General features: G+C 68.8%; 20 protein-coding genes. 14 read left to right on the top strand and 6 right to left on the bottom strand.

Annotated features, from left to right (window positions below):
• Nucleotides 1-2 precede the first annotated feature (2 nt).
• From WS87_RS24060 to WS87_RS24040, 5 genes are all read left to right on the top strand, one after another.
• The gene (locus WS87_RS24060; RefSeq protein WP_059819248.1) at nt 3-1,076 is read left to right on the top strand and encodes a LacI family DNA-binding transcriptional regulator; all 1,074 of its coding nucleotides are present in this window, start codon (nt 3-5) and stop codon (nt 1,074-1,076) included.
• Complete coding sequence (locus WS87_RS24055) at nt 1,073-2,095, top strand: NAD(P)-dependent oxidoreductase (protein ID WP_059819247.1); 1,023 nt, start codon at nt 1,073-1,075, stop codon at nt 2,093-2,095. Before WS87_RS24060 ends, WS87_RS24055 begins: the two co-directional genes overlap by 4 nt.
• Nucleotides 2,092-2,946 (top strand): amidohydrolase family protein, encoded by an 855-nt coding sequence (locus WS87_RS24050; RefSeq protein WP_059819246.1) that lies wholly within the window; start codon nt 2,092-2,094, stop codon nt 2,944-2,946. Before WS87_RS24055 ends, WS87_RS24050 begins: the two co-directional genes overlap by 4 nt.
• Nucleotides 2,947-3,578: 632 nt before the next feature.
• Entirely contained in the window at nt 3,579-4,349 is a 771-nt protein-coding gene (locus tag WS87_RS24045) for a hypothetical protein (protein WP_059819245.1), read from the top strand.
• 20 nt (nt 4,350-4,369) lie between these two features.
• A complete protein-coding gene (locus WS87_RS24040; RefSeq protein WP_059819244.1) occupies nt 4,370-5,503 on the top strand; it encodes a transporter substrate-binding and LysM peptidoglycan-binding domain-containing protein in 1,134 nt (377 codons plus the stop codon).
• A gap of 93 nt (nt 5,504-5,596) precedes the next feature.
• Here WS87_RS24040 and WS87_RS24035 read toward each other — a convergent pair whose 3' ends face one another.
• Complete coding sequence (locus tag WS87_RS24035) at nt 5,597-6,685, bottom strand: calcium:proton antiporter (protein WP_059533841.1); 1,089 nt, start codon at nt 6,683-6,685, stop codon at nt 5,597-5,599.
• 547 nt (nt 6,686-7,232) lie between these two features.
• Here WS87_RS24035 and WS87_RS24025 point away from each other — a divergent pair.
• From WS87_RS24025 to WS87_RS24005, 5 genes are all read left to right on the top strand, one after another.
• The gene (locus tag WS87_RS24025; RefSeq protein ID WP_059819243.1) at nt 7,233-8,786 is read left to right on the top strand and encodes a 3-hydroxyacyl-CoA dehydrogenase; all 1,554 of its coding nucleotides are present in this window, start codon (nt 7,233-7,235) and stop codon (nt 8,784-8,786) included.
• Nucleotides 8,787-8,845: 59 nt separating this feature from the next.
• Entirely contained in the window at nt 8,846-10,168 is a 1,323-nt protein-coding gene (gene paaK / locus WS87_RS24020; RefSeq protein WP_059819242.1) for a phenylacetate--CoA ligase PaaK, read from the top strand.
• A 40-nt stretch (nt 10,169-10,208) separates the two neighbouring features.
• Nucleotides 10,209-11,009, top strand: a complete 801-nt coding sequence (locus tag WS87_RS24015) for an enoyl-CoA hydratase-related protein (protein WP_059819241.1) — start codon at nt 10,209-10,211, stop codon at nt 11,007-11,009.
• A gap of 120 nt (nt 11,010-11,129) precedes the next feature.
• Nucleotides 11,130-11,804, top strand: coding sequence for a MarC family protein (locus tag WS87_RS24010; protein WP_059819240.1), 675 nt, complete (start codon nt 11,130-11,132; stop codon nt 11,802-11,804).
• A gap of 227 nt (nt 11,805-12,031) precedes the next feature.
• Nucleotides 12,032-13,012: an aldo/keto reductase gene (locus WS87_RS24005; protein ID WP_059819239.1), complete on the top strand. Its 981-nt coding sequence runs from the start codon at nt 12,032-12,034 to the stop codon at nt 13,010-13,012.
• A gap of 52 nt (nt 13,013-13,064) precedes the next feature.
• Here WS87_RS24005 and WS87_RS24000 read toward each other — a convergent pair whose 3' ends face one another.
• The 3 genes from WS87_RS24000 to WS87_RS23990 all read right to left on the bottom strand — a co-directional run bounded on the left by WS87_RS24000 (nt 13,065) and on the right by WS87_RS23990 (nt 15,869).
• Nucleotides 13,065-13,931 carry a CPBP family intramembrane glutamic endopeptidase gene (locus WS87_RS24000; RefSeq protein WP_059819238.1) on the bottom strand — a complete coding sequence of 289 codons (867 nt, stop codon included), beginning with the start codon at nt 13,929-13,931 and terminating at the stop codon, nt 13,065-13,067.
• Nucleotides 13,932-14,003: 72 nt separating this feature from the next.
• Entirely contained in the window at nt 14,004-14,660 is a 657-nt protein-coding gene (locus WS87_RS23995; protein WP_059819237.1) for a VC0807 family protein, read from the bottom strand.
• A 144-nt stretch (nt 14,661-14,804) separates the two neighbouring features.
• Nucleotides 14,805-15,869 (bottom strand): 2,3-butanediol dehydrogenase, encoded by a 1,065-nt coding sequence (locus WS87_RS23990; RefSeq protein ID WP_059607288.1) that lies wholly within the window; start codon nt 15,867-15,869, stop codon nt 14,805-14,807.
• Nucleotides 15,870-16,349: 480 nt separating this feature from the next.
• On the opposite strand from WS87_RS23990, the gene WS87_RS23985 reads away from it, so the two are divergent.
• Nucleotides 16,350-16,832: a DUF3331 domain-containing protein gene (locus tag WS87_RS23985; RefSeq protein WP_059819236.1), complete on the top strand. Its 483-nt coding sequence runs from the start codon at nt 16,350-16,352 to the stop codon at nt 16,830-16,832.
• A 23-nt stretch (nt 16,833-16,855) separates the two neighbouring features.
• Here the strand turns inward: WS87_RS23985 and WS87_RS23980 are convergent, their stop codons facing one another.
• Nucleotides 16,856-18,055, bottom strand: a complete 1,200-nt coding sequence (locus WS87_RS23980) for a GNAT family N-acetyltransferase (protein WP_059819235.1) — start codon at nt 18,053-18,055, stop codon at nt 16,856-16,858.
• Nucleotides 18,056-18,216: 161 nt separating this feature from the next.
• Between WS87_RS23980 and pdxR the strand changes: the two genes are divergently transcribed.
• Complete coding sequence (pdxR, locus tag WS87_RS23975) at nt 18,217-19,689, top strand: MocR-like pyridoxine biosynthesis transcription factor PdxR (RefSeq protein WP_059819234.1); 1,473 nt, start codon at nt 18,217-18,219, stop codon at nt 19,687-19,689.
• A gap of 29 nt (nt 19,690-19,718) precedes the next feature.
• Here pdxR and WS87_RS23970 read toward each other — a convergent pair whose 3' ends face one another.
• Entirely contained in the window at nt 19,719-20,972 is a 1,254-nt protein-coding gene (locus tag WS87_RS23970; RefSeq protein ID WP_059819233.1) for an MFS transporter, read from the bottom strand.
• 132 nt (nt 20,973-21,104) lie between these two features.
• Here WS87_RS23970 and WS87_RS23965 point away from each other — a divergent pair, with 132 nt between their 5' ends.
• The gene (locus tag WS87_RS23965; RefSeq protein WP_059698445.1) at nt 21,105-21,980 is read left to right on the top strand and encodes a LysR family transcriptional regulator; all 876 of its coding nucleotides are present in this window, start codon (nt 21,105-21,107) and stop codon (nt 21,978-21,980) included.
• 235 nt (nt 21,981-22,215) lie between these two features.
• Entirely contained in the window at nt 22,216-23,802 is a 1,587-nt protein-coding gene (locus tag WS87_RS23960) for a trypsin-like peptidase domain-containing protein (RefSeq protein ID WP_059819232.1), read from the top strand.
• Nucleotides 23,803-23,952: the final 150 nt, after the last annotated feature.

The raw sequence follows: 23,952 nt of genomic DNA, 5'->3' as shown, positions 1-23,952 counted from the left end.
CATTGCAAGACGACATGAGTACGATTCAGGACGTGGCCCGTCATGCGGCTGTTTCGGTCAGCACGGTTTCGAACGTGCTCAACGGCCGCACCGATCAGATGAAGCCGGAGACGCTCGAACGCGTGAAGGCGTCGATGGATGCGCTGCAGTACCGGCCGAGCACGCTAGCGCGCCAGCTCAAGACGGGGCAGACGCCGCTCGTCGGGCTGCTGGTGCCGTCGATGGCGAATCCGATGTACGGCTACATCGCGCGCGAGATCGAGGCTTGCGCGCAGGAGCAGTACGGCCATCGCGTGCTGATCGGCAACACGTACCGCGACGCGGGCAAGGAGGCGTCGTTCTTCGACGACCTGTTCGCGCACGGCGTGCGGCGCGTGATCGTGATCTCGTCGCTCGCCGATGAAAGCCACCTCGAACGCGCGGCCGAACGCGGGATGACGGTCGTCAGCTACGACCGCCGCGCGACGCCCGGCGAGCAATCGAAGGTCGATCACGTGACCGCCGACAACGAGGCGGCCGCGCGGCTCGCGACCGCCTGTCTCGTCGCCGCGGGCCATACGCGGCTCGCGTTCGCGACGGTGGCCGGCGTCACCGTGAGCCGCAGCGACAAGATTCGCGGCTTTCTCGCGGCTGCGCGCGACGCGGGCGCCGATGCGCAAGTGCTCGACGGCGGCCCGGCGAACGAATACGGCGACGCGGTGATCGTCGAGGTCGGGCGCGCGCTCGGCGCCGCGCTCGCGGCCGATCCGGCGCGGCCGACCGGCATCGTCGCGGTCAACGACCTGTTCGCGCTGGGCCTGATGGCCGGGCTGCGCGACGGCGGGTTGTGCGTGCCGGACGACGTATCGGTCGTCGGGATGGATGGTCACTTCCTGTCGGCGATCTCGTGGCCGGCGCTGACCACGGTGCAGTTGCCCGTCACGGACATGGCCGCGGAAATGGTGCGGCGCGTGATGCGGCACGACGGCGACCCGTCGGAGCCCGGGCAGTGCGTGTTCCCGGGCGTCACGCTCGTCGAGCGCGCGTCGGTCGCGCCGCCGCCACGTGCGGTCGAATCGGACGGAGCCCCCGCATGACGCGCGTCTACGTGACCCATCCGTCCGGGATGCTCGATTACTACTTCGGTGCAAAGGCGCTGCGTGCGCTGCAGGCGATCGCGGACGTCACGTGCAATCCGCTCGACCGCGAGCTCGGCACGGACGAGCTGATCGCCGCCGCCCAGGGATGCGACGCGATGATCGCGTACCGGCAGACGCCGGCACCGCGCGCGCTGTTCGCGGGGCTGCCCGCGCTCGCCGCGTTCCTGCGCTGCGCGGTCGACATTCGTACCGTCGACGTCGACGCGGCGAGCGAATTCGGCGTGCTGGTCACGCAGGCGAGCCCCGGTTTCGGGCCGGCCGTCGCGGAGTGGGTGATCGGCGCGATGATCGACCTCGCGCGCGGTATCGGCGCGTACGCCGATGCGTACCACCGCGGCACGCCGCCGCTGCCGCGGATGGGCCGCGAATTGCGCGGCGGCACGCTGGGCGTGGTCGGCTATGGACAGATCGCGCGCCATCTCGCGCCGATCGCGACGGCGTTCGGGATGCGCGTGCTCGTGTGCGATCCGTACGTGCGGGTCGACACGCCGTCGATCGAACAGGTCGACCGTGCGACCTTGCTGCGCGACGCGGATTACGTCGTGTGCCTCGCGCCGGCGACGCCCGCCACCGCGAACCTGTTCGATGCGAGCGCGTTCGCCGCGATGAAGCCGGGCGCGTGCTTCGTCAATGCGTCGCGCGGCGAGCTCGTCGACGAGCGGGCGCTGGCCGACGCGCTCGACAGCGGTCGGCTGGCCGGTTGCGCGCTCGATGTGGGCCGCGCGACGGACCAGATGCCGACGCCCGCACTCGCCGCGTATCCGCGCGTGATCGCCACGCCGCATATCGGCGGACTGACGCGGCCGGCAGTCGAGCATCAGGCACTGGAGACGGTCGAACAACTCGCCGCGCTGCTCGACGCACGCGTGCCGAACGGCGCGGTCAACGCCGCGCACGCGACGCGGCTCGCACGCTGGCGATCGGTCGACACATCCGCCGCGCCGGGCGCACGATGACGCACGACCGCACCGGCGCGCAGCCGTCGCCCGCCTGCGATTGCCATATTCATATTTACGACGATGCGTATCCGCTCGCACCGACGGCGACGTTCCGCCCGCCGCATGCACCGGTGGACGCATATCGCCGCGTGCAGCGGGCGCTCGGCCTCGCGCGCGTGGTCGTCGTGCAGCCGACCGGTTACGGGTTCGACAACCGCTGCACGCTCGATGCGCTGGCCGAGCTCGGCCCGCAGGCGCGTGGCGTCGCGACGTTGCCCGTCGACGTGCCGGACGCCGAACTCGAGCGGCTGCACGCAAGTGGCATCCGCGGTGTGCGGTTCATGACACTGTCGGGCGGCGTCGCGCGATGGGACGAGCTCGAGCGGATGGCCACGCGGATCGCGCCGCTCGGCTGGCACATCGACCTGCAGCTCGATGGCTGGACGCTGCCCGACGTCGAGTCGATGCTGACATCGTTGCCGGCGCATGTCGTCGTCGATCACACGGGCAAGTTCCTGACGCCGGTGACGCCGGATGCGCCGGCGTTCGTCGCATTGCGGCGCCTGCTGGATCGCGGCCACGTTTGGGTGAAGCTGTCCGCGCCTTACGAGACTTCGCGATCCGGTGCGCCCGGTTACGACGACGTCGCACGCCTTGCCACCGTGCTCGCGCGCGAGCATTCGGCGCGCTGCGTGTGGGGTAGCAACTGGCCGCATCCGAACGCGTCGCCGGTGCCCGACGATGCGCACCTGCTCGGCTGGTTGCACGCCTGCGCGGCGGACGAGGCGGTCGGCCGCGCGATGCTCGTCGACAATCCGGCCGTGCTGTACGGATTCGATGCGGACGCCGCGATCGGCGCCGAGACGTAACATCCCGGCGGCCGGCCGCAGGCCGCGCTTCGATCGGCATCAATTTCGACCGAGCGCGACGCGTCGCGGCACCGGCAACATCCTTACTGTTCGGAAAGCTGACGTGCCGCGCACGCTTTCGATCGCGAAAGGGCAACGCACCGCGCCGACCGCTTGACGCTGCATGCCGGTCGGCGCAGGATACGTGCGTGCATTTGGAGCGGGGCGCGCTGGCCGCGCGTTCCCGCATCAGCGACGCGCACAAGAACAACGATGAGCCTTCACGCACTCGTACCGGAATCCCGGCGCCGCAGCCACCGGCCTGCCGGAATCACGATTTTCCCGACGCCCGTCGCGTCACGTATCCGTCATCCCGTTTCGTACCGTGCATCGGTACACTTTCCCGTTCGCGCGCCTGCCGTGACGATGAGCGGTGCCGATCGGCGCCGCCGCGTCGCGCGTCAGCCTGTCGCGCCCGAATACCGTATCGCGCATGACGCTTACACCGGCGTCTCGTGACGCCGCCGCCACGCATTCACGCATCGTGCCGTCGACCGTCCCGCGCGCGCGGCGGCACCGGAGTCCGAAGCATTTCGATTGAGCAGACGCAGCTTACGCACGCAGTTCAGTTCGAGGTTCAAGGAGAAAAACTCATGTCGCAGCTTTCGAACGAAGCAAACGGCAGTTCGGGGAGTGGCAAGGCAAAGCTGATCAAATGGGCGATCATCATCGCCGGCGTCGCGATCGCGGCACCGGCCGCGCTGTTCATCCTGAAGGGGATGATCGCGCTGATCACGGCGGCCGTGATCGGCCTCGGGGCGATCTATTTCGCGCCGGTCGTCGCGATGAAGTTCGCGAACCAGAAGGTGAAGATGATCGTCGAGGAAGCGCAGTCGAATCCGATCGAGACGCTCATCAACCAGCTCGCGGAAAAGCGCCAGGCGGCGCAGAAATTCGCGGACAGCATCACCGCGTTCCGCACCGAAGTGAAGAACTTCGGGGACAAGACCGAGCTGTTCGAGAAGCAGTATCCGGACGACGCGCCACGCTTTCGCGCGCAGCTCGACACGATGAAGCAGCTGCTCGCGTTTCGCGAAAGCCGCTACAAGCAGGTGCAGACGGAACTGAAGAATTTCGCGTCCGCGATCGATCGCGCGAAGGCGATGTGGGACATGTCGCAGGCGGCGCAGCACATGAACAAGCTCGCGGGCCGGCAGTCGGCCGATACGTTCGAGCAGATCAAGACCGACGTGGCCGTCGATTCGGTGATGCGCTCGGTGAACAAGGCGTTCTCCGAAATGGAGACGTCGCTGCTGGACAATCCCGAGGTCAAGCAGGCGCAACAGCAGGCGGCGATGAACGGCACGCCCGTGCCCGGCCCCGATGCGGCACAGGCCGCTGCATTGCCGTCGAAACAACAATAACTTCCCGCAGGCACGCAACCATGAAAAAACTTCTCGGTGCAGTCGTGTTTCTGGTGGTGCTCGTCGGCGTATGGATCGTCCACCAGGGCGGCCTGTCGACACTGATTCCCGCGCACGATGCGGCGCCCGGCGCGACGTCCGCGCAGGCAGGCGGCGCAGGCCAGCCCGCGCAGCCGTCGACGTCGGGCAACGTGCTGCCGGCCGGCTTCACGCCGCAGGCGAGCACGCTGAAATCGATCGCCGAAAACGGTGTCGTGCGAGTCTCGGTGCAGAACCCGAGCGAGCCGTTCTTCGGCGAGGACAAGGGCGCGCCGCACGGCTTCAACGTCGAATTCGCGCGGCTGCTGTTCTCGGATCCGTCGTTCTCGCACGGCGGCAAGCCGGTCGTCGTCGATACGCGTCACGAAGTCGACACGTACCCGGGCGTGCCCAAGCAACTGCTCGACACCGACGCGAAGGGCAACCATGTCGTCGACGTCGCGATGGACGGGCTGACCTTCCCGGACAACACGCCGGCGGGCGTCGTCTACTCGGTGCCGTACGTCGACGATTTCGGCTATTCGCTGATCGTACGGCAAGGCTCCGCGATCCGCTCGACCGACGATCTGGCCGGCAAGACGGTCGGCATCCTGAAGGGCGACCCGGACGTGCGTGCATTCGTCACGCGCCAGTATCCGAACGTCCGGTTCGTCGAGGTCGACGATTCCGACCCGGCGTTCATCGCGAAGAGCCTCGACGGCCATGCGGTCGACGCGTTCATCTACGACTATCCGTTCGCGGTCAGCTCGATCAAGGGCACCGACCTGAAGTTCGCGGTGACCAAGCTCGACGGCTCGAACATCGCGTACAAGATCGGCGTGCGTGCCGACGACCAGGACCTGCTGATCTATCTGAACGCCGCGATCGCGAAGCTCAAGCAGTCGCCGCAGTATCTGGACCTGCTGCGCAAGTACTTCGTCAGCGACCAGACGATGACGACCGCGGCCGCGTCGGGCGAAAAGACGTACGTGGTGAAGGCGGGCGACACGCTGAACATGATCGCGGCGAGCAAGCTCGGCAGCGGCCAGCGCTATCGCGAGATCCAGCGCCGCAACAACCTCGCGAACCCGAACCTGATCCTGGCTGGCCAGCATCTCGTGATTCCGGCCCGATAGGCGCGGCGTGAAGCGAAGAAGGTGAAGCGGGGAAGATGAAGCACGGCGCGCGGCACGGCGAATCGTTTTCGCCATGCCGCGCGCCGTTTTGCATCAGTGCGTGATCGACAGGAACAGGTAAGCCGCGAACAGCGACAAATGCACGACACCGTGCAGCACCGTCGTGCGTCCCTGGCTGAGCGTCAGCGTGCTGACCAGCAGCGTCAGCGACAGCAGCACGGTTTCCATCGCGCCGATGCCGAGCGTGAGCGGTTGGCCGACCCAGATGAACACGGCCGCGACGGTCGGAATCGTGAGCCCGATGCTCGCGAGCGCCGAGCCGAGCGCAAGGTTCATGCTGGTCTGCAAACGATTCGCGCGTGCGGCGGTGACGGCCGCGAGCCCTTCGGGCAGCAGCACGAGCGCGGCGATCACGATGCCGACCGCCGCTTCCGGCGCGCCGAGTTTCATCACCGCATGCTCGACGGCCGGCGACAGCAGCTTCGCGAGCAGCACGACCGCGACGAGGCTCGCGAACAGCAGCACGAGGCTGATCAGCGCGGTACGGCTGCTCGGCGGCGCCGCGTGCACCGATTCGTTCGCGCTGTCATGCTCGGTGAGGAAGTAGTCGCGGTGGCGCACGGTCTGCACGAATACGAATGCGCCATACAGCACGAGCGACGCTACGCCGGCGAACGCAAGCTGCGATTTCGAAAAGAACGGGCCCGGCGCGGCGTTCAGGTAGTTCGGCATCACGAGCGACAGCACCGACAGCGACGCGAGCACCGCGAGCGCCTTGCTGGCGCCGCGTCCCTGGAAATCCTGTTCGCCGTGCTTCCACGCACCGACCAGCAGGCAGAGGCCGACGATGCCGTTGCAGATGATCATTACGGCGGCGAACACGGTGTCGCGCGCGAGGCCCGATTTCTCGGGGCCCGCGCCGAGCATCACCGACACGATCAGCGCGACTTCGATGACGGTCACGGCGACCGCGAGCACGAGCGTGCCGAACGGCTCGCCGACGCGATGCGCGACGACTTCGGCATGGTGGACGGCGGCGAACACGGCGCCGGCGAGCGCGGCGGCGAACACGGCGATGACGAGGCCTTCGGCCGGCACGACGCGCGACAGCGCGAGTACCAGCCATGCGGCAAGCGGGGCCCAGAGGGTCCAGCGCGGGAGCTGGTTGGACGAGAGCGGCATGGACGGTTTCCTATGCGAGTGGCGGCGCGCGACGCGCCGTCACGGGTTGACGAAGCCCGGCCAGATGATCCGCCGAACGAGGACGATGAAGCTGATGCACGGCAGCGCGGAACTGCGCTGCCTCGGGTTCGCCGCCGTGAGGCGACGAGGGGCGCGGGCGGGCCGAGGCCCGTCGCTGGATGAAACGGTTCGATGCGACCGAGTGCCGAAGGCGGGGCGCTTGCACGTGGCGACAGACGTGCCGGCGGGACTGAACCGACCCCGAAAGGGCGCGGACGATGGACGGCAACGGCGTGACACGCGGTTTCCCCCTGAAATCCGGCGAATTGTCGAATTTTATCAGGCGTTCGGGGGCCACTATCTCATATTTGAATGCTTTCATTGACCTTTCGGCTTGCAAAAAGTGCCCCGATCGTTCGATTTTTTTGAGTTTTACAGTTTCCGTAACGGTCTCTTGCACGACAAATTCGGGCTCGCCCTGACATAAATCTACCGACCGGTCGGTTTATAATCGCTCGCACTTCCACTTCATGACGGATCGCAAGCGATGGCTGTTTCTTCTGCACATTCGGTGAATTCGGGCGCGCTGGCGCAATCGTCGGTCGTCGGCGTGATCGGCGCGGGCGCGATGGGCGCGGGCATCGCGCAGGTTGCCGCGGCGGCCGGCCATGCGGTGCTGCTGTACGACCTGAACGAAGCCGCGTGCGACAAGGCGCTGACCGGCATCCGCGCGCAGTTCGCGCGGCTCGCGGAGAAGGGCCGTCTCGAGCCGGCGCAAGCGGAGGCGGCTGGCAACCGGATTCGCGCGGTGCGCGCGCTGGCCGAATTCGCCGGCGCGGCGCTGATCGTCGAGGCGGCGGCCGAGCGGCTCGACGTGAAGCGCGAGATCTTCGCGACGCTCGAGCGTCATGTCGACGATCGCTGCGTGCTGGCGACCAACACGTCGTCGATCTCGATCACGTCGATCGCGGCCGGGCTGCGCGCGCCGCAGCGCGTGGCCGGCCTGCATTTCTTCAATCCGGCGCCGCTGATGGCGCTCGTCGAGGTGGTCAGCGGGCTCGCGACCGCGCCGGAAGTCGCGCGGGCGCTGTACGACACGGCCGTCGCGTGGGGCAAGCGGCCGGTGCTGGCGAAGTCGACGCCGGGCTTCATCGTGAACCGCGTCGCGCGGCCGTATTACGCGGAGGCGCTGCGCGTGCTGAACGAGCAGGGCGGCACGCCGGCCTCGATCGATGCCGTGATGCGCGAAGCCGGCGGCTTCCGGATGGGGCCGTTCGAGCTGATGGACCTGATCGGCCACGACGTGAACTTCGCGGTGACCGAGTCGGTGTTTCGCGCTTACTTCAATGACCCGCGCTACACGCCGTCGCTGATCCAGCAGGAACTCGTGAACGCAGGCTTCCTCGGACGCAAGTCGGGCCGCGGCTTCTATTCCTATGCCGACGGCGCGACGCCGCCCACGCCCGAACTCGAAGCGCAGCGCGATGCGCCGGCCGACGTCGCGCTGTTCGCGCAGGACGGCCCCGCCGCCGCGCTGCATGCACGCTTCGCCGAACGCATCGCGGGCGCGCGGCCGAGCGGCGCGCATGCCGACGAACTGCTGGCCGTGGCCGGCCGCGCGTCGATCGCGCTGACCGACGGCCGCACCGCGACGGTGCGCGCCGCGCAAACGGGCGTGGCCGACCTCGTGCTCGTCGATCTCGCGCGCGATTACGCGCAGGCCGGGCTCGTCGCGCTGACGCGCGCGCTCCAGTGCAGCGACGCCGCCTATGCGGATGCGGTCGGCCTGTTTCAGCAAGCGGGCTTTCGCGTCGTCGGCATCGCGGACGTGCCGGGCATGGTCGCGATGCGCACCGTCGCGATGCTCGCGAACGAGGCGGCCGACACGGTGAACCAGGGCGTGTGCTCGCCAGCCGATCTCGATCTCGCGATGGAGAAGGGCGTGAACTACCCGTGCGGCCCGCTCGCGTGGGCCGATGCCATCGGCATCGGCCGCGTGCATCGCGTGCTGTCGAACCTCGCGGCGAGCTACGGCGAGGACCGCTATCGCGTGTCGCCGCGCATCGCCGCGCTGCACGCGGCCGGCCGCACGTTCCGCTAGCCGCCGGCAGCTGCACCCCGATCACGATAACGACATCACTCCATTGGAGGAGCACCCCGATGACTCACCCGACGCATCCCGCCGCCGCCCTCGAGCCGATCGAGACCGCCAGCCGCGACGAACTGCAGGCGCTGCAGCTCGAGCGTCTCAGGTGGTCGTTGCGCCACGCGTACGACAACGTCCCGCACTATCGCCGCACGTTCGATGCGGCCGGCGTGCATCCGGACGACCTGAAGACGCTCGCCGACCTCGCGAAATTTCCGTTCTCGACCAAGAACGACCTGCGCGACAACTATCCGTTCGGGCTGTTCGCGGTGCCGCGCGAGCAGGTTGTGCGCGTGCATGCGTCGAGCGGCACGACCGGCAAGCCGACGGTGGTCGGCTACACGGCGCGCGACATCGATACCTGGGCGAACGTGACCGCGCGCTCGATCCGCGCGGCTGGCGGCCGCCCGGGCGACACGCTGCACAACGCGTTCGGCTACGGGCTCTTCACGGGCGGCCTCGGGATTCACTACGGCGCGGAGCGGCTCGGCTGCATGGTCGTGCCGATGTCGGGCGGCCAGACCGAGAAGCAGGTGCAGCTGATTCGCGATTTCGAGCCGAAGATCATCCTCGTCACGCCGTCGTACATGCTGAACCTGATCGACGAGATGGTGCGGCAGGGCATGGACCCGGCCGAGTCGTCGCTGAAGATCGGCATCTTCGGCGCGGAGCCGTGGACGCAGGCGCTGCGCGAGGAGGTGGAGACGCGCGTGGGCATCGACGCGCTCGACATCTACGGGCTGTCGGAAGTGATGGGCCCGGGCGTCGCGTGTGAATGCGTGGAGACGAAGGACGGCCCGGTGATCTGGGAAGACCATTTCTATCCGGAGATCATCGATCCCGTGACCGGCGAAGTGCTGCCGGACGGCAGCGAGGGCGAGCTCGTGTTCACGTCGCTGACGAAGGAAGCGATGCCGGTGATCCGCTACCGCACGCGCGACCTCACCGCGCTGCTGCCGCCGACCGCGCGCGCGATGCGCCGGCTCGCGAAGATCACGGGCCGCTCCGACGACATGCTGATCGTGCGCGGGGTGAACGTGTTCCCGAGCCAGATCGAGGAAATCGTTGTCGCGCAGACGAAGCTGTCGGGCCAGTTCCAGATCACGATCTCGCGCGACGGCCACATGGACCGGCTCGATCTCGCGGTCGAGCTGCGCTCCGAGGCCGCCGCGTGCGTGACCGACGGCGACCGCGCGGCGATCGCGCGCGAGCTGCAGCACCGGATCAAGACGATGATCGGCGTGTCGGCGGGCGTGACGGTGCTCGGCGCGGGCGGCATTCCCGCAAGCGCGACCGGCAAGGCCCGGCGCGTGATCGACCGCCGGCAGGCCGCCTGAGTTTCGCCGTTCCCTGTTCTACCCCGAGGAAACCTGTTCGATGGATGGATTGAAGACCCTGGCCGTCGCCGTCGATGCGCGCGGCATCGCGACCGTCGCGCTGCAGCGCGGCGACGTGCTCAACGCGTTCGACGAGACGATGATCGCCGAGCTGACCGACGCGTTCACGACGCTCGGCGGGCGCGACGACGTGCGCGCGATCGTGTTGCGCGCGGACGGCCGCGCGTTCTGCGCGGGCGCCGACCTGCAGTGGATGCAGCGCGCGAGCGCGAACGACGCCGCCGCGAATTTGCGCGACGCCGAGCGGTTCGCCGCAATGATGCGGGCGATCCGGCAGTGCCCGAAGCCAACGGTCGCGCGCGTGCAGGGCCACGCGTTCGGCGGCGGCGTCGGCCTGTGCGCGGCGTGCGACATCGTGATCGCGAGCGATCACGCGCGCTTCTCGGTCAGCGAGGCCCGTTTCGGGATCCTGCCGTCGGTGATCGGCCCGTATCTGGTCGAGGCGGTCGGCCAGCGCCAGGCGCGCCGGCTCGCGCTGACCGCGACGCAGATCGCGGCCGGCGAGGCCGTCGCGATCGGGCTGATCCACCAGGCGGTGCCGCCCGACGCACTCGACGCGGCGCTCGACAAGACGCTCGCCGAACTGAGCCGCAATGGCCCGAACGCGCTGATGGAGATCAAGCGCTTTTTCGACGCGATCGGCGAGTATCCGCCGTCGGACGAACGCGCGGCGTTCACCGCACAGACGATCTCCCGCGTGCGGGCGACGCCGGAAGCGAAGGAGGGCTTCGCCGCGTTCTTCGCGAAGCGGCCGCCGGCGTGGGAGCCGGTCGCCGAATAAGGGCGTGGCGCGGCCCGTCGGGCCCGGGGCGCGATTTGCGTCGCGGGCGCGGGCGCTTGCTCTACAATGCGTGACCCCCGGCGCGCCGCCGGCCCAGCCCCGACCGTTTCCTCGCTTCCGATGATCGTCAATCGCCTTATCTCCGAGATCCTGTTCGGCTTCACCGGCCTGATCGGCATCATCAATCCGATCGGCATCGCGTTCCTGTTTCTCGAACGCACCGAGGCGCTGACCGAGCACGAGCGGAACCTGCTGGCGAAGAAGGTGGCGTTCAACGCGTTCATCGTGTTGCTGGTCGCGTTCTTCGCCGGCACGCCGGTGCTGCATTTCTTCGGGATTTCGATGGAAGCGCTGCGGATCGGGGGCGGCTTCGCGGTCGCCGTCGCGGGCTGGCAGATGCTGAACGAGCCTGACGGCCCGGCGGGCGGCGGCGATACGCCGATCAAGCCGATCAATGCGAACGCGATCATGACCCGCGCGTTCTTCCCGCTGACCGTGCCGCTGACGGTCGGCCCCGGCTCGATCGCCACCGCGATCGCGCTGAACGCGAACCGCACGCACAAGCTGTCGGAATTCATGCTGTCGAGCATCGTGTCGATCGCGGTTTCCGCGCTCGTCGCGGTCGTGATCTGGCTGACTTACAGCCGTGCCGCGCTGCTGTCGCGTTATCTCGGCACCGAAGGCACCAAGGTCGCGAAGCGCGTGTCGGCGTTCCTGCTGCTGTGCATCGGCGTGCAGATCATGCTGACCGGCTTCTCCGAATTCCTGCAGCCGCTCGCCGACCAGATCAAGTAACTCCGTTCGTCATTCGACGCGCAACCCGGACCGAGCGACGCATCCGGGCTGCGGGGCCGCGTTCGTCCGTCCGGCCTTGGCCGGTAGCGCGCGAGTGCACCGATACGCGTTTGCGCGCCGCGGGATACCATGCGACGTCCGGCGGATGCATGCCGCGGCGTTCGTGCCCGGCGCGGCGAACTGCGGCGCGCATCCGGCCGCCACCCACTTCAATGACGAGGCGAGCGATGGAATACGTGAAATTCGGGTCGACCGGGATGGACGTGTCGAAGCTGGTGCTGGGCTGCATGACGTTCGGCGAGCCGTCACGCGGCACGCATCCGTGGACGCTGCCGGAAGCGGAAAGCCGTCCGATTATCCAGCGCGCGATCGAGGCCGGCATCAACTTCTTCGATACCGCGAACATGTATTCCGACGGCACGTCGGAGGAGATCGTCGGCCGCGCGCTGCGCGACTTCGCGAAGCGCGACGACGTCGTGATCGCGACCAAGGTGTTCTACCGGATGCGGCCGGGGCCAAACGGCGCGGGGTTGTCGCGCAAGGCGATCATGACCGACATCGACCAGAGCCTGAAGCGGCTCGGCACCGACTACGTCGACCTGTACCAGATCCACCGCTGGGATGACGGCACGCCGATCGAGGAGACGCTCGAGGCGCTGCACGACGTTGTGAAGGCCGGCAAGGCGCGCTACATCGGCGCGTCGTCGATGTTCGCGTGGCAGTTCGCGAAGGCGCTGTATACGTCGAAGCAGAACGGCTGGACCCGCTTCGTCAGCATGCAGAACCACCTGAACCTGCTGTATCGCGAGGAGGAGCGGGAAATGCTGCCGCTGTGCGAGGCCGAAGGTGTCGCGGTGATCCCGTGGAGCCCGCTCGCGCGCGGCCGGCTGACGCGCAACTGGGACGAGTCGTCCGGCCGGCAGCAGAGCGACGACGTCGGCCAGCGGCTCTACGACGCGACGGCCGATGCCGATCGCGCGGTCGTCGAGGCCGTCGCGGCGATCGCCGCCGCGCGCAACGTGCCGCGTGCGCAGGTCGCGCTCGCGTGGGTCGCGCACAAGCGCGGCGTCACCGCGCCGATCGTCGGCATCTCGAAGCCGCATCATCTGGACGATGCGCTCGGCGCACTTCAACTGAAGCTGACGGACGACGAAATCGCGGCGCTCGAAGGCCCGTACGTGCCACACGCGGTGGCCGGCTTCAACTGATCAACCGCGCGAAACCGGCGGGCTACCGCCGCCGCACCGCCGTGCACGGCGTTCAGCGCGCGGCGGCGAGCATCGGGTAGGTGAACAGACCGAAGTGGATCGCGTTCAGCCCCGCGTGCGCGAGCGCGGACGCGAGCAGCCCGCCGCGCCGCCAGGCGAGGCCATAGCCGATGCCGGCCACCGTACCGAGCACGATCCAGGGCCAGCCGCCGGCCGCGTGCGCGGCGCCGAACAGCACCGCGCCGATCGCAAGCGCGGCCCATGGCCCCCAGCCGAACCGGCCGAGCACGCGCGTGAGCCCACCCTGCACGTAACCGCGGAACAGCGCTTCCTCCGCGAGCGTGACGAGCAGCACGTTGTTGACGAGCCACATCCAGCCCGACGCCGGCCATTTCGGCGCCCAGCCGACCATCCCGAAGGCGAGTGCGCCAGCCAGGCAGGCCGCCGCCGTCGCGACGGCCGCCACGGCGCCGGTGCGCAGCGCGCGTGCCGGCGGGACGTCCGGCGCGATCCACGGCAGCGCCCACAGCAGCCACAGACCGACGAGCGGCTTGTCGAAATTCAGGTACATCGTGAACGGCACGGCATCCGGCGTGAAACGCGTCGGTTCGATCACGCGCGGATTGTGGAAGCCGGGGATCAGGTGCAGGCTCAGCGCGATCGCGAGCGCGGCAAACACGACGTGCGCGCCGATCCGCACCGCGACCGGACGGCCCGGCGCGACGCCCCAGGCGGCGGCCACGAGCAGCGCGAGCGGCGCGAGCACGATCGGCTCCAGCTTGCCGAACGCCAGCGCAGCGGCATAGCCGAGCGCGGCAAGGGCGATGCTCAGGCCCTGCAGCGGGCGCTGCCACGCGAATGCGGCGGCCGCGAACAACGCGAGCCAGATCGTGGCACACGGGAGAAGCGAAAGAGACATGGGGCGATGCAGGGTCGGACGAAACGCCGCGCATCATACCCTAGCGGCCGTGACATGCCGCGGGGCGGGCGGTCAGCGGCCGGCGATTTCGGTGATGCCGTCGCGGCCAGGGATGTCGACGCGGTTGCGCTCGCGCATTCGCCGCCGGTACCAGAAGGTCCACAGCAGCAGCGTGCCGAACACCGTGTAGCCCATGATCGGCGACACGACGAGCACGCGCTCGACGGGCCAGGTGACGACCATCCACAGGCGCAGCAGCATCTCGAGCGTCATGCACGCGCCCCACACGAAGGTCATCAGCCGCAGCATCTGGCGCAGCCCCGGCTGCTCGGCCCAGACCGTCTCGAAACGCGCGGCGCCGCCGGCCATCTCGCGGGCCACCGTCGCGCGCGCGAGATAGAAAATCAGCGGACGATCGCGGAACAACGACAGCAGGAACACGACGCCGATCGTGCCGGACGCGAGCGATTCACGCATCAGCAGCGTGCGCGCGCTGCCGCCGAGCGCCATGCCGGCGATCGACAGCGCGATGCCGAGCAGCACGATCGCGGCCACCGCATCGATGCGGCGGGAGCGGATGAATTCGACGATGGACCAGACGATGGGCGGAATCGCCGACGCATACAGCGCGCCGGTTTCGCTGAAATACGGATGCGCCGCCCGGTATGCGACCCAGGGCAGCAGCAGATTGACGACGAGTTCGAGGATCAGGCCGGCTCGTGGTTTCACGGAAGCGGGCGCGCGGGCGGCGCGCGGGGCGGTGATGTCGCTTCGAGTATATCGAAGTCCGACCCCGCGCGCCCGCGCCCGGTGCCGTTGTGCGCGCACCGAAAACGGGCGGGAACATGTGCCGGTTGGCCGGTCCCCGGTTCGTCAGGCGGTCGCGGGCTGGACGATGATCTTCACGTTCCGGTCCTTGTGGTTGACCAGCTCCTCGAAGCCGTGCGTGACGATGTCGCCGAGGTTGATGCGTCCGGTGATCAGTGGCTGCACGTCGATGCGGCCGTCCGCGATGAAGCGGATCACGTCCGCGAATTCGCCGTTGTACGCGAGCGAGCCGATCACTTCCTTCTCGGTCGACACGATGTCGAAGAAGTTGAACGACGTCGGCTCCTCGAAGATGCCGACCATCACCGACTTGCCGGCCTTGCGGATCACGTCGATCGCGAGCTGCGCGGTGGCCGTGTGGCCGATGCATTCGAACGACACGTCGGCACCGTAGCCGCCCGTCAGCGCCTTGACTTCCGCGATCGCGTCGGACGCCTTCGGGTCGATCACGACCGTCGCGCCGACTTCCAGCGCCTTCTGCTTGCGCGCGGCCGACATTTCCAGCGCGATCACGCGTCCGGCGCCCGCGGCCTTCGCGCACATGATCGTGCACAGGCCGATCGTGCCGGCGCCGACCACGACGACGGTCTGGCCGACGATGTTGCCGGCCTTCTTCACCGCATGCAGCCCGACGGCGAGCGGCTCGATCAGCGCGCCGGCCTCGGTCGGGAAGTCGTCGGGCAGCTTGTACAGCAGTTCGGCCGGCACGTTGACGAATTCGGCGAACGCGCCGTTGTTCATCAGCCCGGTGAACGCGAGGTTCTCGCAGATGTTGTACAGCCCGTGCCGGCAATACCAGCAGGTGCCGCAATGCTGGCACGCGTCGGCCGTCACGCGCTCGCCGACCGCGAAGCCCGTCACGCCAGCGCCGAGCGCCGCGATTTCGCCGCTGAATTCGTGGCCGAGGATGCACTGGCCCTTTAGGCCGGTCAGCGGGTGCGGCGCGTCGACGGGGATGAACACGGGTCCGGCGACATACTCGTGCAGGTCGGAGCCGCAGATCCCGCACCAGTGCACGCGGATCTGGACCCAGCCGGCCGGCGGATGCGCCGGAACGGGAACCTCCTCGACGCGGATGTCGTTGCGGCCGTGCCAGACGGCGGCCTTCATGCTGGGAGCGGTGTTCGGTGCCGGTGTACTCACGTTGCTGTCTCCGTCAGGTTGTCGTCGGACGCGCGGCAAGGGGGCCGGCGCGTCCGTCGCGCGATTGCGCGAGCGACCGACATGCAGGAACGGGGCCAGCCCGACTCGGCGGTCGCGTGGCGACGGAGCGGGAGGGGTGGTGTGCGGTGCAGCATCCGGTCTTGCGTCGACATCAGGGCGTGCAGCGCGAATCGCGCGTGAAACTTGCTGCGCTTGCGACGGGCTGGGACGGGTGAGACGCCGGGACATTCGTCTCAGCCGGTTGAGACGAAACGCGAGACGCTGCCGCCATCGTCGGGCAACCCATTGCGCCGATCGGCGAAACGCACCGTTGCGTGCGCCACCTCTTTACTTGAAGTTAACTTCAATTTGTATCATCTGCGGCAATGTCCGATCGCGTGCGTGCGCGGCGCGGCTCGTTTCAATCTTCACGGAATGTCGTCCAGCATGCCAAACCTCATCGAAAGCCTGATCTGCGAGTACGTGTCGTACCACATGCTGGTAGCCGACGAGCGGGACGCGATGCCGTTGTCGCCAGAAGCCGGGATGGTCCGGCCGTCGGAGCGCGTCGATCGCGCGCTGATTCCGGAGCCTGTCGCGCCTGGCGTTTCACCGTTGCGGCCGCAACTGTTCGTGTCGATTCTGGAGGCTGGTGACGACGGCTTGCTGGTGCGCTGGAGCGAAAGCGGGCGCTGCCATTATGGCGAGCAACGCTGGCGCTTGCGCGTCGCGTTGCAGCCGGGCCGCTGCGCGATCTCGGGGCAGGCGATCGAGCCGGGCGAACCGGTGTACCGGCCGGTGCGGCGGCCGGTACCCGTCAACGGCGACGAGATGATCCACCCCGCGTCGGTGCCGCCTGCGGCCGGCGCCGCGTGTCACGTAGCACCAGCCTGCGGCGAGGCGACGGATCCGGTCGACGCCCTGGGCTGAGCGCGACCGGTCGCATCCGCGCGTTACTTGAGATCCTTCCGGTACTGAATGAACCCCGCGTTGGTCGCGAGCTGGTCGTACAGCGCGCGCGCGGTCGTGTTGGTTTCGTGCGTGAGCCAGTACACGCGGCTTGCGCCGGCTTCGCGGGCCCGTTCGTACACGGCTTCGATCAGCGCACCGCCCGCACCTTGTCCGCGGGCGTCGGCCGCCGTGAACAGGTCCTGCAGATAGCAGTACGGCCCTTCGGTCCAGCATGAGCGGTGATAGATCGCGTGCACGATGCCGACCAACGTGCCTGACGCGTCGAAGGCGCCGAGCACGAACATCGGCTCGGCGGGGTCCATCAGGCGCGCCCACGTCGTCGCGAACACGGCGTCGCTCAGCGCGGTCTCGTAGAACCTCTGGTAACCCTGCCACAGCGGGCGCCATGCGGCTTCGTCGGCGGCGACGAGCGGGCGGACCGTGACGCGCGTCGCGTCGTTCGCGCGGCCGGCTGCGTCGCGCGCACGAGCCCGCGCGTGGCGGATCGCAACGAGCGACTCGCGCTGCGCACCGTTGGCGTCGAAGTTCTCCGGCGCGAGCCAGGCTTCGAACGCGGCGCGCACGTCCGGCCATTCGCCGTCGACGATCGAGAACCACGCCGTGTCGCGATTGCGGCCCCTGTAGATGATCGCCTGCCGGAACGTGCCCTCGTAACGGAAGCCGAGCCGCGCGGCCGCCTTGCGCGATGGCTCGTTGAGATCGTCGCACTTCCATTCGTAGCGCCGGTAGCCGAGCGTGTCGAACGCGTATTTCATCAGCAGGTACTGCGCTTCCGTCGAAATCGGCGTGCGCTTGAGCAGCGGCGAGAACGTGACGGAGCCGACCTCGATCACGCCGTTGGCCGGGTCGATGCGCATCAGCGCGAGCGTGCCGACCGCTCGGTTCGTCGCGCGGTCGATCACCGTGTAGTGCAGCGGATCGGCGCTTGCCGCCGCGCCGCGCGCGTAGTCACGGTAGCTCGACTCGTCGGTGTACGGCCCGTGCGCGAGATAGGTCCAGTCGCCGCCGTCGGGCGCCTGCGCATACGCGGCGTACAGGTCGGCGGCATGGCGGTCGGCGTCGAGCGGTTCGAGGCGGCAGTAACGGCCCTCGAGCACGATGCGCTCCGGGCGCGGGCGCGCGGACCAGTCGGGAACGGGGTGGCCGATGGGCTGCTGGAAGTCGTTGGTGAGCGTGGACAAGGTCGATCTCGCTTCGGTTGGCGGCCGGCGACATGCCGGCATGCAGACGATCGTAGTCCCGGCGAGGTACCATGAGAAGCGCCAGACAATGGCAAATTTATGGTGCCACGAACGCGCGACGATGGCGCCATGCACCGAGACTTCCACGCCGCAATATTCCGATGACGACTGCCATTCCTTCCGGCGCCGCGCCGCTGCTGCCACTCGACGCGCCGCTCGCGCGCGCGGCCGGCGCGCCTTCCTTGCAGAAGCAGTTGCTGCGCCGTGTGCGCGACGCGATTCTCGGCGGCGCGATGCCGGCCGGCACGCGGCTGCCCGGCACGCGCGCGCTGGCCGAGACGCTCGGCGTGTCGCGCAACACGACCGCGGCCGTCTACGAGCAACTCGTCGCCGAAGGCTTCCTGCAATCCGATCGCCGTGGCACGCGCGTGGTCGGCCTGTCGCGGCCGGCCGCACCGCGTCGGCGGGCCGCGCCGCCGGCCGTCGCGCAGCGGCTCGGCCGGATCCGTCCGAGCCTGATCGGCACCGGCGAATCGGAGGGCTTCCGGCCGGGCGTGCCCGCGCTGTCGCATTTTCCGGTCGATGCGTGGCGGCACGCGATCGACCGCGCGTTGCGCCGCGCCGGCCGCGACCTGCTCGCGTACGGCGACCCGCTCGGCGAGCGCGCGCTGCGCGAGTCGATCGCGCGCCATCTGGCCGTGACGCGCGGCGTGCGCTGCGATCCCGAGCAGATCGTGATCACCGAGGGCGCGCAGGGGGCGATCGCGTTGTGCGCGCAACTGCTGACGAACCCGGGCGACACGGTCTGGGTCGAGGAGCCCGGCTATCGCGGCGCGCGCACCGCGATGCAGGCGGCCGATCTCGACGTCGTGCCGATGCCGGTGGACGCGGAGGGGCTGCGCGCGGAAGACGCGGACTGGCGCGAGCGGCCGCCGCGGCTCGTCTACACCACGCCGTCGAACCAGTTCCCGACCGGCGCGGTGCTGTCGATCTCGCGCCGGCTCGCGCTGATCGACGCCGCACGCCGGCATCGCGCGTGGATCATCGAGGACGATTACGACAGCGAGTTTCGTCACACCGGCGAGCCGATCGGCGCGTTGCACGGGCTCGCGGCCGATTCACCGGTCGTCTATCTCGGCTCGTTCAGCAAGACGATGTTTCCGGCGTTGCGGATCGGCTTTCTCGTGCTGCCCGACGCGCTGCTGGCCGCGGTGCGGCCGGCGTTGCCGGAGATGCTGCGCGGCGGGACGCGACACGTGCAGCTCGCGCTCGCCGATTTCATCGAGACGGGGGAGTACGGACGGCATCTCGGGCGGATGCGCCGGCTGTATCGCGACCGGCGGCGCTTGCTGCTCGCCGCGCTGGACGACGCGTTCGCCGTGCCGCACCAGGTCGAGGGCGGGCCGTGCGGGCTGCATCTGGCGCTGCGGCTGCCGGCACGCTATCGCGACCGCGCGATCGTCGAGGCGGCGCGCGCGCATGGGATCGGGCCGTTTCCGCTGTCGGGGTTTTCGATCCACGCGACGTCGGCGGCCAACGGGCTCGTGCTCGGGTTCGGCAATACGTCGGCCGATGCGTTCGCGCCGATGCTGCGGACGTTGTCGACGATCGCGCGTCGGGTCGCGGGAGAGTGAACCGCAGTCGCGTCGCTGCGAATCGGAACTTACCGCACGCGTTCCTCGCGCATGATCCGGCGGGCAGCCGCCAGGCCGAGCACGAGCAGCACCGCGACATACGCGGCGACCGCGCCCCACGCACCGTGCTGCCAGAACGTGCCGCCGACCGAGCCCAGCACGCTCGACCCGAGGTAATAGGCCAGCAGGTAGAGCGACGCAGCGTGCCCCTTTGCGGAACCGGCGAGATGCCCGACCCAGCCGCTCGCGACCGCATGCGCGACGAAGAAGCCGATCGTGATCAGCACGATCCCGACGATGATCGCGACGAGCGAATGCGATAACGTGAGCGCGAGGCCGGCCGCGAACACGAGAATGCCGCTGACGAGGACGGGCGCGCGCCCGAGGCGATCGGCGAGTGCACCGGCGCTCGACGACGACACCATCCCGAACAGATAGGCGCCGAAGATCAGCCCGCATGCGGTCGCGCTCAGGTTGAACGGCGCGGCCGTCAGCCGGAACCCGGCGTAGTTGTACACGGTCACGAACGCGCCCATCACGAGGAAACCGATCGCGAACACGAACGGCAGGCGCGCGTGATGCAACTGCGCGTTCCACAGCCGCAGGTGGTGACGCAGCGTCAGGTCGGTTCGCTTCACGAAGCGTCGCGACTGCGGCAGCAGCATCACGAACGCGATCGCCGCGACCAGGTCGACGACGCCGATCGTCAGCATCGCGGTGCGCCAGGAGAAATACTCCTCGAGCGCGCTCATCCCGATTCGCCCGATCATGCCGCCGAACGCGGTGCCGCCGACATAGAGCCCCATCGACAGGCCCAGCCCGTCGGCGGCGATTTCCTCGGCGAGATAGGCCATCGCCACTGCCGGGACGCCGCCGAGCGCGAAACCTTCGAGCGCGCGCCAGATCAGCAGCAGGTTCCAGTTCGGCGCGACCGCCGAGAGCACGTTGAACAGCGCCGCGAGCGTCATCGACGCGAACATCAGCCCGCGTCGGCCGAAGCGTTCGGACAGCGCGCCGGCGCACAGGATGGAGACCGCCAGCATCCCCGTCGACAGCGACAGGGATAGCGAGCTCGACGCCGCGCCCAGGTTGAACTCGCGCGCGAACGCGGGCAGCAACGGCTGCACGCAGTACAACAGCGAGAAGGTGGAAAAGCCGGCCAGGAAGAGCGCCAGCGCAATGCGCTTGTAGGCCGCCGAGCGTGGCGACACGCCGGCGGGCAGCGCATCAGGCGCGGCGCTCGGGGCGCGAGTCGCGGTGGACGAAATCGCGGGATTCGACATGCTATGTACCCGATGGGCTGGGGAATGCCCGAATTCTTGCGCACGATCATATATATGTCCAATATATGAAAGAAACCGTAGCGATATGTTTTGAGAATGGCTTGATCGCCATTTCCATCTACCCGAGATCACATGGAACTTCGACATCTCCGATACTTCCTGGCCGTGGCGGCCACGTCGAACTTCACGAAGGCCGCGGAAGCGCTCGGCATGGGGCAGCCGCCGCTGAGCCAGCAGATCAAGGCGCTCGAAAACGAACTCGGCGTGGAGCTGTTCAGGCGGACCGCACGCGGTGCCGAGCTGACCGTCGCGGGAGAGGTGTTCGCGGAGGAGGCACGGCGCGTGCTCGACGATGCGGAGCGCGCGGCGCGGGCGGCAAAGCGGGCCGCGCGTGGGGAAATCGGGCAGCTGCGGGTCGGTTTCACCGGGACGGCGGCCTTCAATTCGAAAGTGGCCGACCTGATTCGCCGCTTTCGCGAAGCGTTTCCGGATACGGACCTGACGTTGCAGGAGGCGACCTCCGGCGTGTTGCTCGAGGCGCTGGACGCCGGGCGGCTCGATGTCGCGATCGTGCGACCGGAGCGTCGCATCGCGGACACGTTGCTGGCCGCGGATTGGGACGAGGAGCCGATGTTCGTCGCGATGCCGGTCGCGCATCGGCTCGCGCAGCGGCGTCGGATCGACCTGGCGGAACTGGCCGACGAGGCGTTCGTGCAGGTGCCGCGCGAAGCGGGCAGTGCACTGTTCGACGACATCGTCGCGGCGTGCAATGCCGCCGGCTTCCAGCCGCGCATGGCGCAGCCCGCGCCGCAAATCGCGTCGGCGGTGACGCTCGTCGCGGCCGGGCTCGGCGTGTCGATCGTGCCGAAGGCGATCACGCAGGTGCAAGTCGCGGGTGTCGTGTATCGGCAGGTCGCGGGCAACGGGCTGCGCGCGCGGCTCGCGATTGCGTCGCGACGCGACGATCCGTCGGCGGTGGTGCGCAACTTTCTGCTGCTGGCCTGGTAGCGCGGGACGTGCTTCGTCGCACGCATCGCCGTGATGGCGGGTGAATGTTCCGATTGACGAACCGTGAACTTTGCCCGGAACGAACGCTGTCGCGGCTCCCACGCCGCGCGACGACCCGACATGCGGGTTTCGATTCGTATGTTCCGCATGCTGCGTGGACTATAAATGGAGGGGTGTACCGGTGCTTGTCGGCGCCCGCGCGGGGCGGAGCCGCGACTGCCGGGGGAGGTGCACCGTGGTTCGCCAGACGCTTGCTCGCGCCGTGCTTCGCACCGCGTTGATCGGGGGCGTATTCGCCTCGTTGCTGTCGCCGTCGGCAGCCGTTGCCGGAACCGTCGCACCGCCCGCCACACCGCCTGTCATGAAGAACCGGCTCGCCACATCGCCTCACGCGATGCCGGTCGACTTCCCGACGATCGTCGACCGATACGGCCCGGCGGTCGTGACCATCATGACCGCCGCGCCCGACCAGCAGGCCGGTGGGCCGTCCTTCGCGATTCTCGATTCCGACGATCCGCTCGCCGCGTTCTTCCGCCGCGGCGGGCCGCCGATGTCCGCACAGGTTCCACCGGCGCCGGCGCCCGATACCGCGCCGCGCACGCTGTCGGGCAGTGGCTCGGGTTTCATCGTCAGCGCCGACGGGCTGATCCTCACGTCCGCGCATGTCGTCGACGATGCGACCGACGTCACGGTGCGACTCGCCGATCACCGCGACCTGAAGGCGACGGTGCTGGTCGTCGATCCGCAAAGCGACGTCGCCGTGCTGCACGTCGACGCGACGAAGCTGCCGGTCGTGCGCATCGGCGATTCGTCGCGGGTGCGCGCCGGCGAACCGGTGATGACGATGGGCGCGCCGGACGGCTCGGGCAACACGGTCACGGCCGGCATCGTCAGCGCGACGTCGCATGCGCTGCCCGACGGCAGCGCGTTTCCGTTCTTCCAGACCGACATCGCGGTGAATCCCGACAACTCGGGCGGCCCCGTGTTCAACCGCGCGGGCGACGTGATCGGCATTGCGGTGCAGGTCTATACGGGCGCCGACCGCTACGCGAGCACGACGTTTGCGATTCCGATCGCGCTCGCCGTGAAGGTGCGTGCGCAAGTGCAGGCGCAGATGCGGGCCAGTGCGCAGACGCAGCGCGCGTCGTCCGGCAACGCGTTGGGCGTCGACGTGCAGGACGTCGGCGCCGGGCTGGCTGCGGCGTTCGGCCTGCCGCGTCCGGCGGGCGCGCTCGTCAACGGCGTCGATCCCGGCTCGCCCGCTGCCGCGGCCGGCGTGAGGCCCGGCGACGTGATCGTGAAGTTTGGCGGCAAGCCGATTGGCCGGTCGGCCGAACTGAACGACTTGGCCGCCGAATTGCCGTCAGGCGCGAAGGCGCCGCTACGGGTGATCCGCAACCGCGTGCCGATGATGCTGACGGTCACCGGCGTGGGGGCCGGCGATGCGATCGACAGCGCGGGAGTGACGGGGAGCGGGGGCAACGCGGGCGGCGCGGGCACGGTCGGCGCGGGCGGTGCCGCCGGCGTGGCGATGGCGGCCGCGCGGCCGGCTGACAGCGGCGATCGGCTCGGGCTGACGATGCATCCGCTGAGCGACGCCGAACGGCGTTCGACCGGGCTCGCGGTCGGGATGATGGTGGATGCGGTGCACGGGCCGGCCGCGAACGCGGGAATCCGGCCCGGGGACGTCGTGCTCGAACTCAACGACACGCTGCTCGAAACACCGGACGACGTGCAGTCGCTCGAAGCGAAAGGTGGTGTGATCGCGGTGCTGATCCAGCGGGAGAATGCGCGGAAGTTTGTGTCGGTGCGGGCGCGGTAGGGGGATGGGTGTGCGTGGGAAGCGGGCGGCGTGCTGGCAGGAAGAGACCCACGTCGAATCCCTCCAATAAGCATTCAGATGGCAGTTCCGCCCAACAGGTAGTCATTCCGTCGACGAAAGTTCGAGTCACATGCGCGCGGCTTAGAAGAG

The sequence above is a fragment of the Burkholderia sp. MSMB0856 genome (assembly GCF_001524645.2).
Classification (GTDB): domain Bacteria; phylum Pseudomonadota; class Gammaproteobacteria; order Burkholderiales; family Burkholderiaceae; genus Burkholderia; species Burkholderia diffusa.
This window is presented reverse-complemented; position numbering and strand designations above follow the sequence as displayed.

Coding starts and splice junctions, on each gene's coding strand:
- WS87_RS24010 (WP_059819240.1), top strand. CDS start 11,130: ATGATCGTCAATCGCCTTATCTCCGAGATCCTGTTCGGCTTCACCGGC.
- WS87_RS24035 (WP_059533841.1), bottom strand. CDS start 6,685: ATGCCGCTCTCGTCCAACCAGCTCCCGCGCTGGACCCTCTGGGCCCCG.
- WS87_RS24005 (WP_059819239.1), top strand. CDS start 12,032: ATGGAATACGTGAAATTCGGGTCGACCGGGATGGACGTGTCGAAGCTG.
- pdxR (WP_059819234.1), top strand. CDS start 18,217: ATGACGACTGCCATTCCTTCCGGCGCCGCGCCGCTGCTGCCACTCGAC.
- WS87_RS23965 (WP_059698445.1), top strand. CDS start 21,105: ATGGAACTTCGACATCTCCGATACTTCCTGGCCGTGGCGGCCACGTCG.
- WS87_RS24055 (WP_059819247.1), top strand. CDS start 1,073: ATGACGCGCGTCTACGTGACCCATCCGTCCGGGATGCTCGATTACTAC.
- WS87_RS24025 (WP_059819243.1), top strand. CDS start 7,233: ATGGCTGTTTCTTCTGCACATTCGGTGAATTCGGGCGCGCTGGCGCAA.
- WS87_RS23990 (WP_059607288.1), bottom strand. CDS start 15,869: ATGAAGGCCGCCGTCTGGCACGGCCGCAACGACATCCGCGTCGAGGAG.
- WS87_RS23970 (WP_059819233.1), bottom strand. CDS start 20,972: ATGTCGAATCCCGCGATTTCGTCCACCGCGACTCGCGCCCCGAGCGCC.
- WS87_RS24040 (WP_059819244.1), top strand. CDS start 4,370: ATGAAAAAACTTCTCGGTGCAGTCGTGTTTCTGGTGGTGCTCGTCGGC.
- WS87_RS24045 (WP_059819245.1), top strand. CDS start 3,579: ATGTCGCAGCTTTCGAACGAAGCAAACGGCAGTTCGGGGAGTGGCAAG.
- WS87_RS24000 (WP_059819238.1), bottom strand. CDS start 13,931: ATGTCTCTTTCGCTTCTCCCGTGTGCCACGATCTGGCTCGCGTTGTTC.
- paaK (WP_059819242.1), top strand. CDS start 8,846: ATGACTCACCCGACGCATCCCGCCGCCGCCCTCGAGCCGATCGAGACC.
- WS87_RS24050 (WP_059819246.1), top strand. CDS start 2,092: ATGACGCACGACCGCACCGGCGCGCAGCCGTCGCCCGCCTGCGATTGC.
- WS87_RS23985 (WP_059819236.1), top strand. CDS start 16,350: ATGCCAAACCTCATCGAAAGCCTGATCTGCGAGTACGTGTCGTACCAC.
- WS87_RS24015 (WP_059819241.1), top strand. CDS start 10,209: ATGGATGGATTGAAGACCCTGGCCGTCGCCGTCGATGCGCGCGGCATC.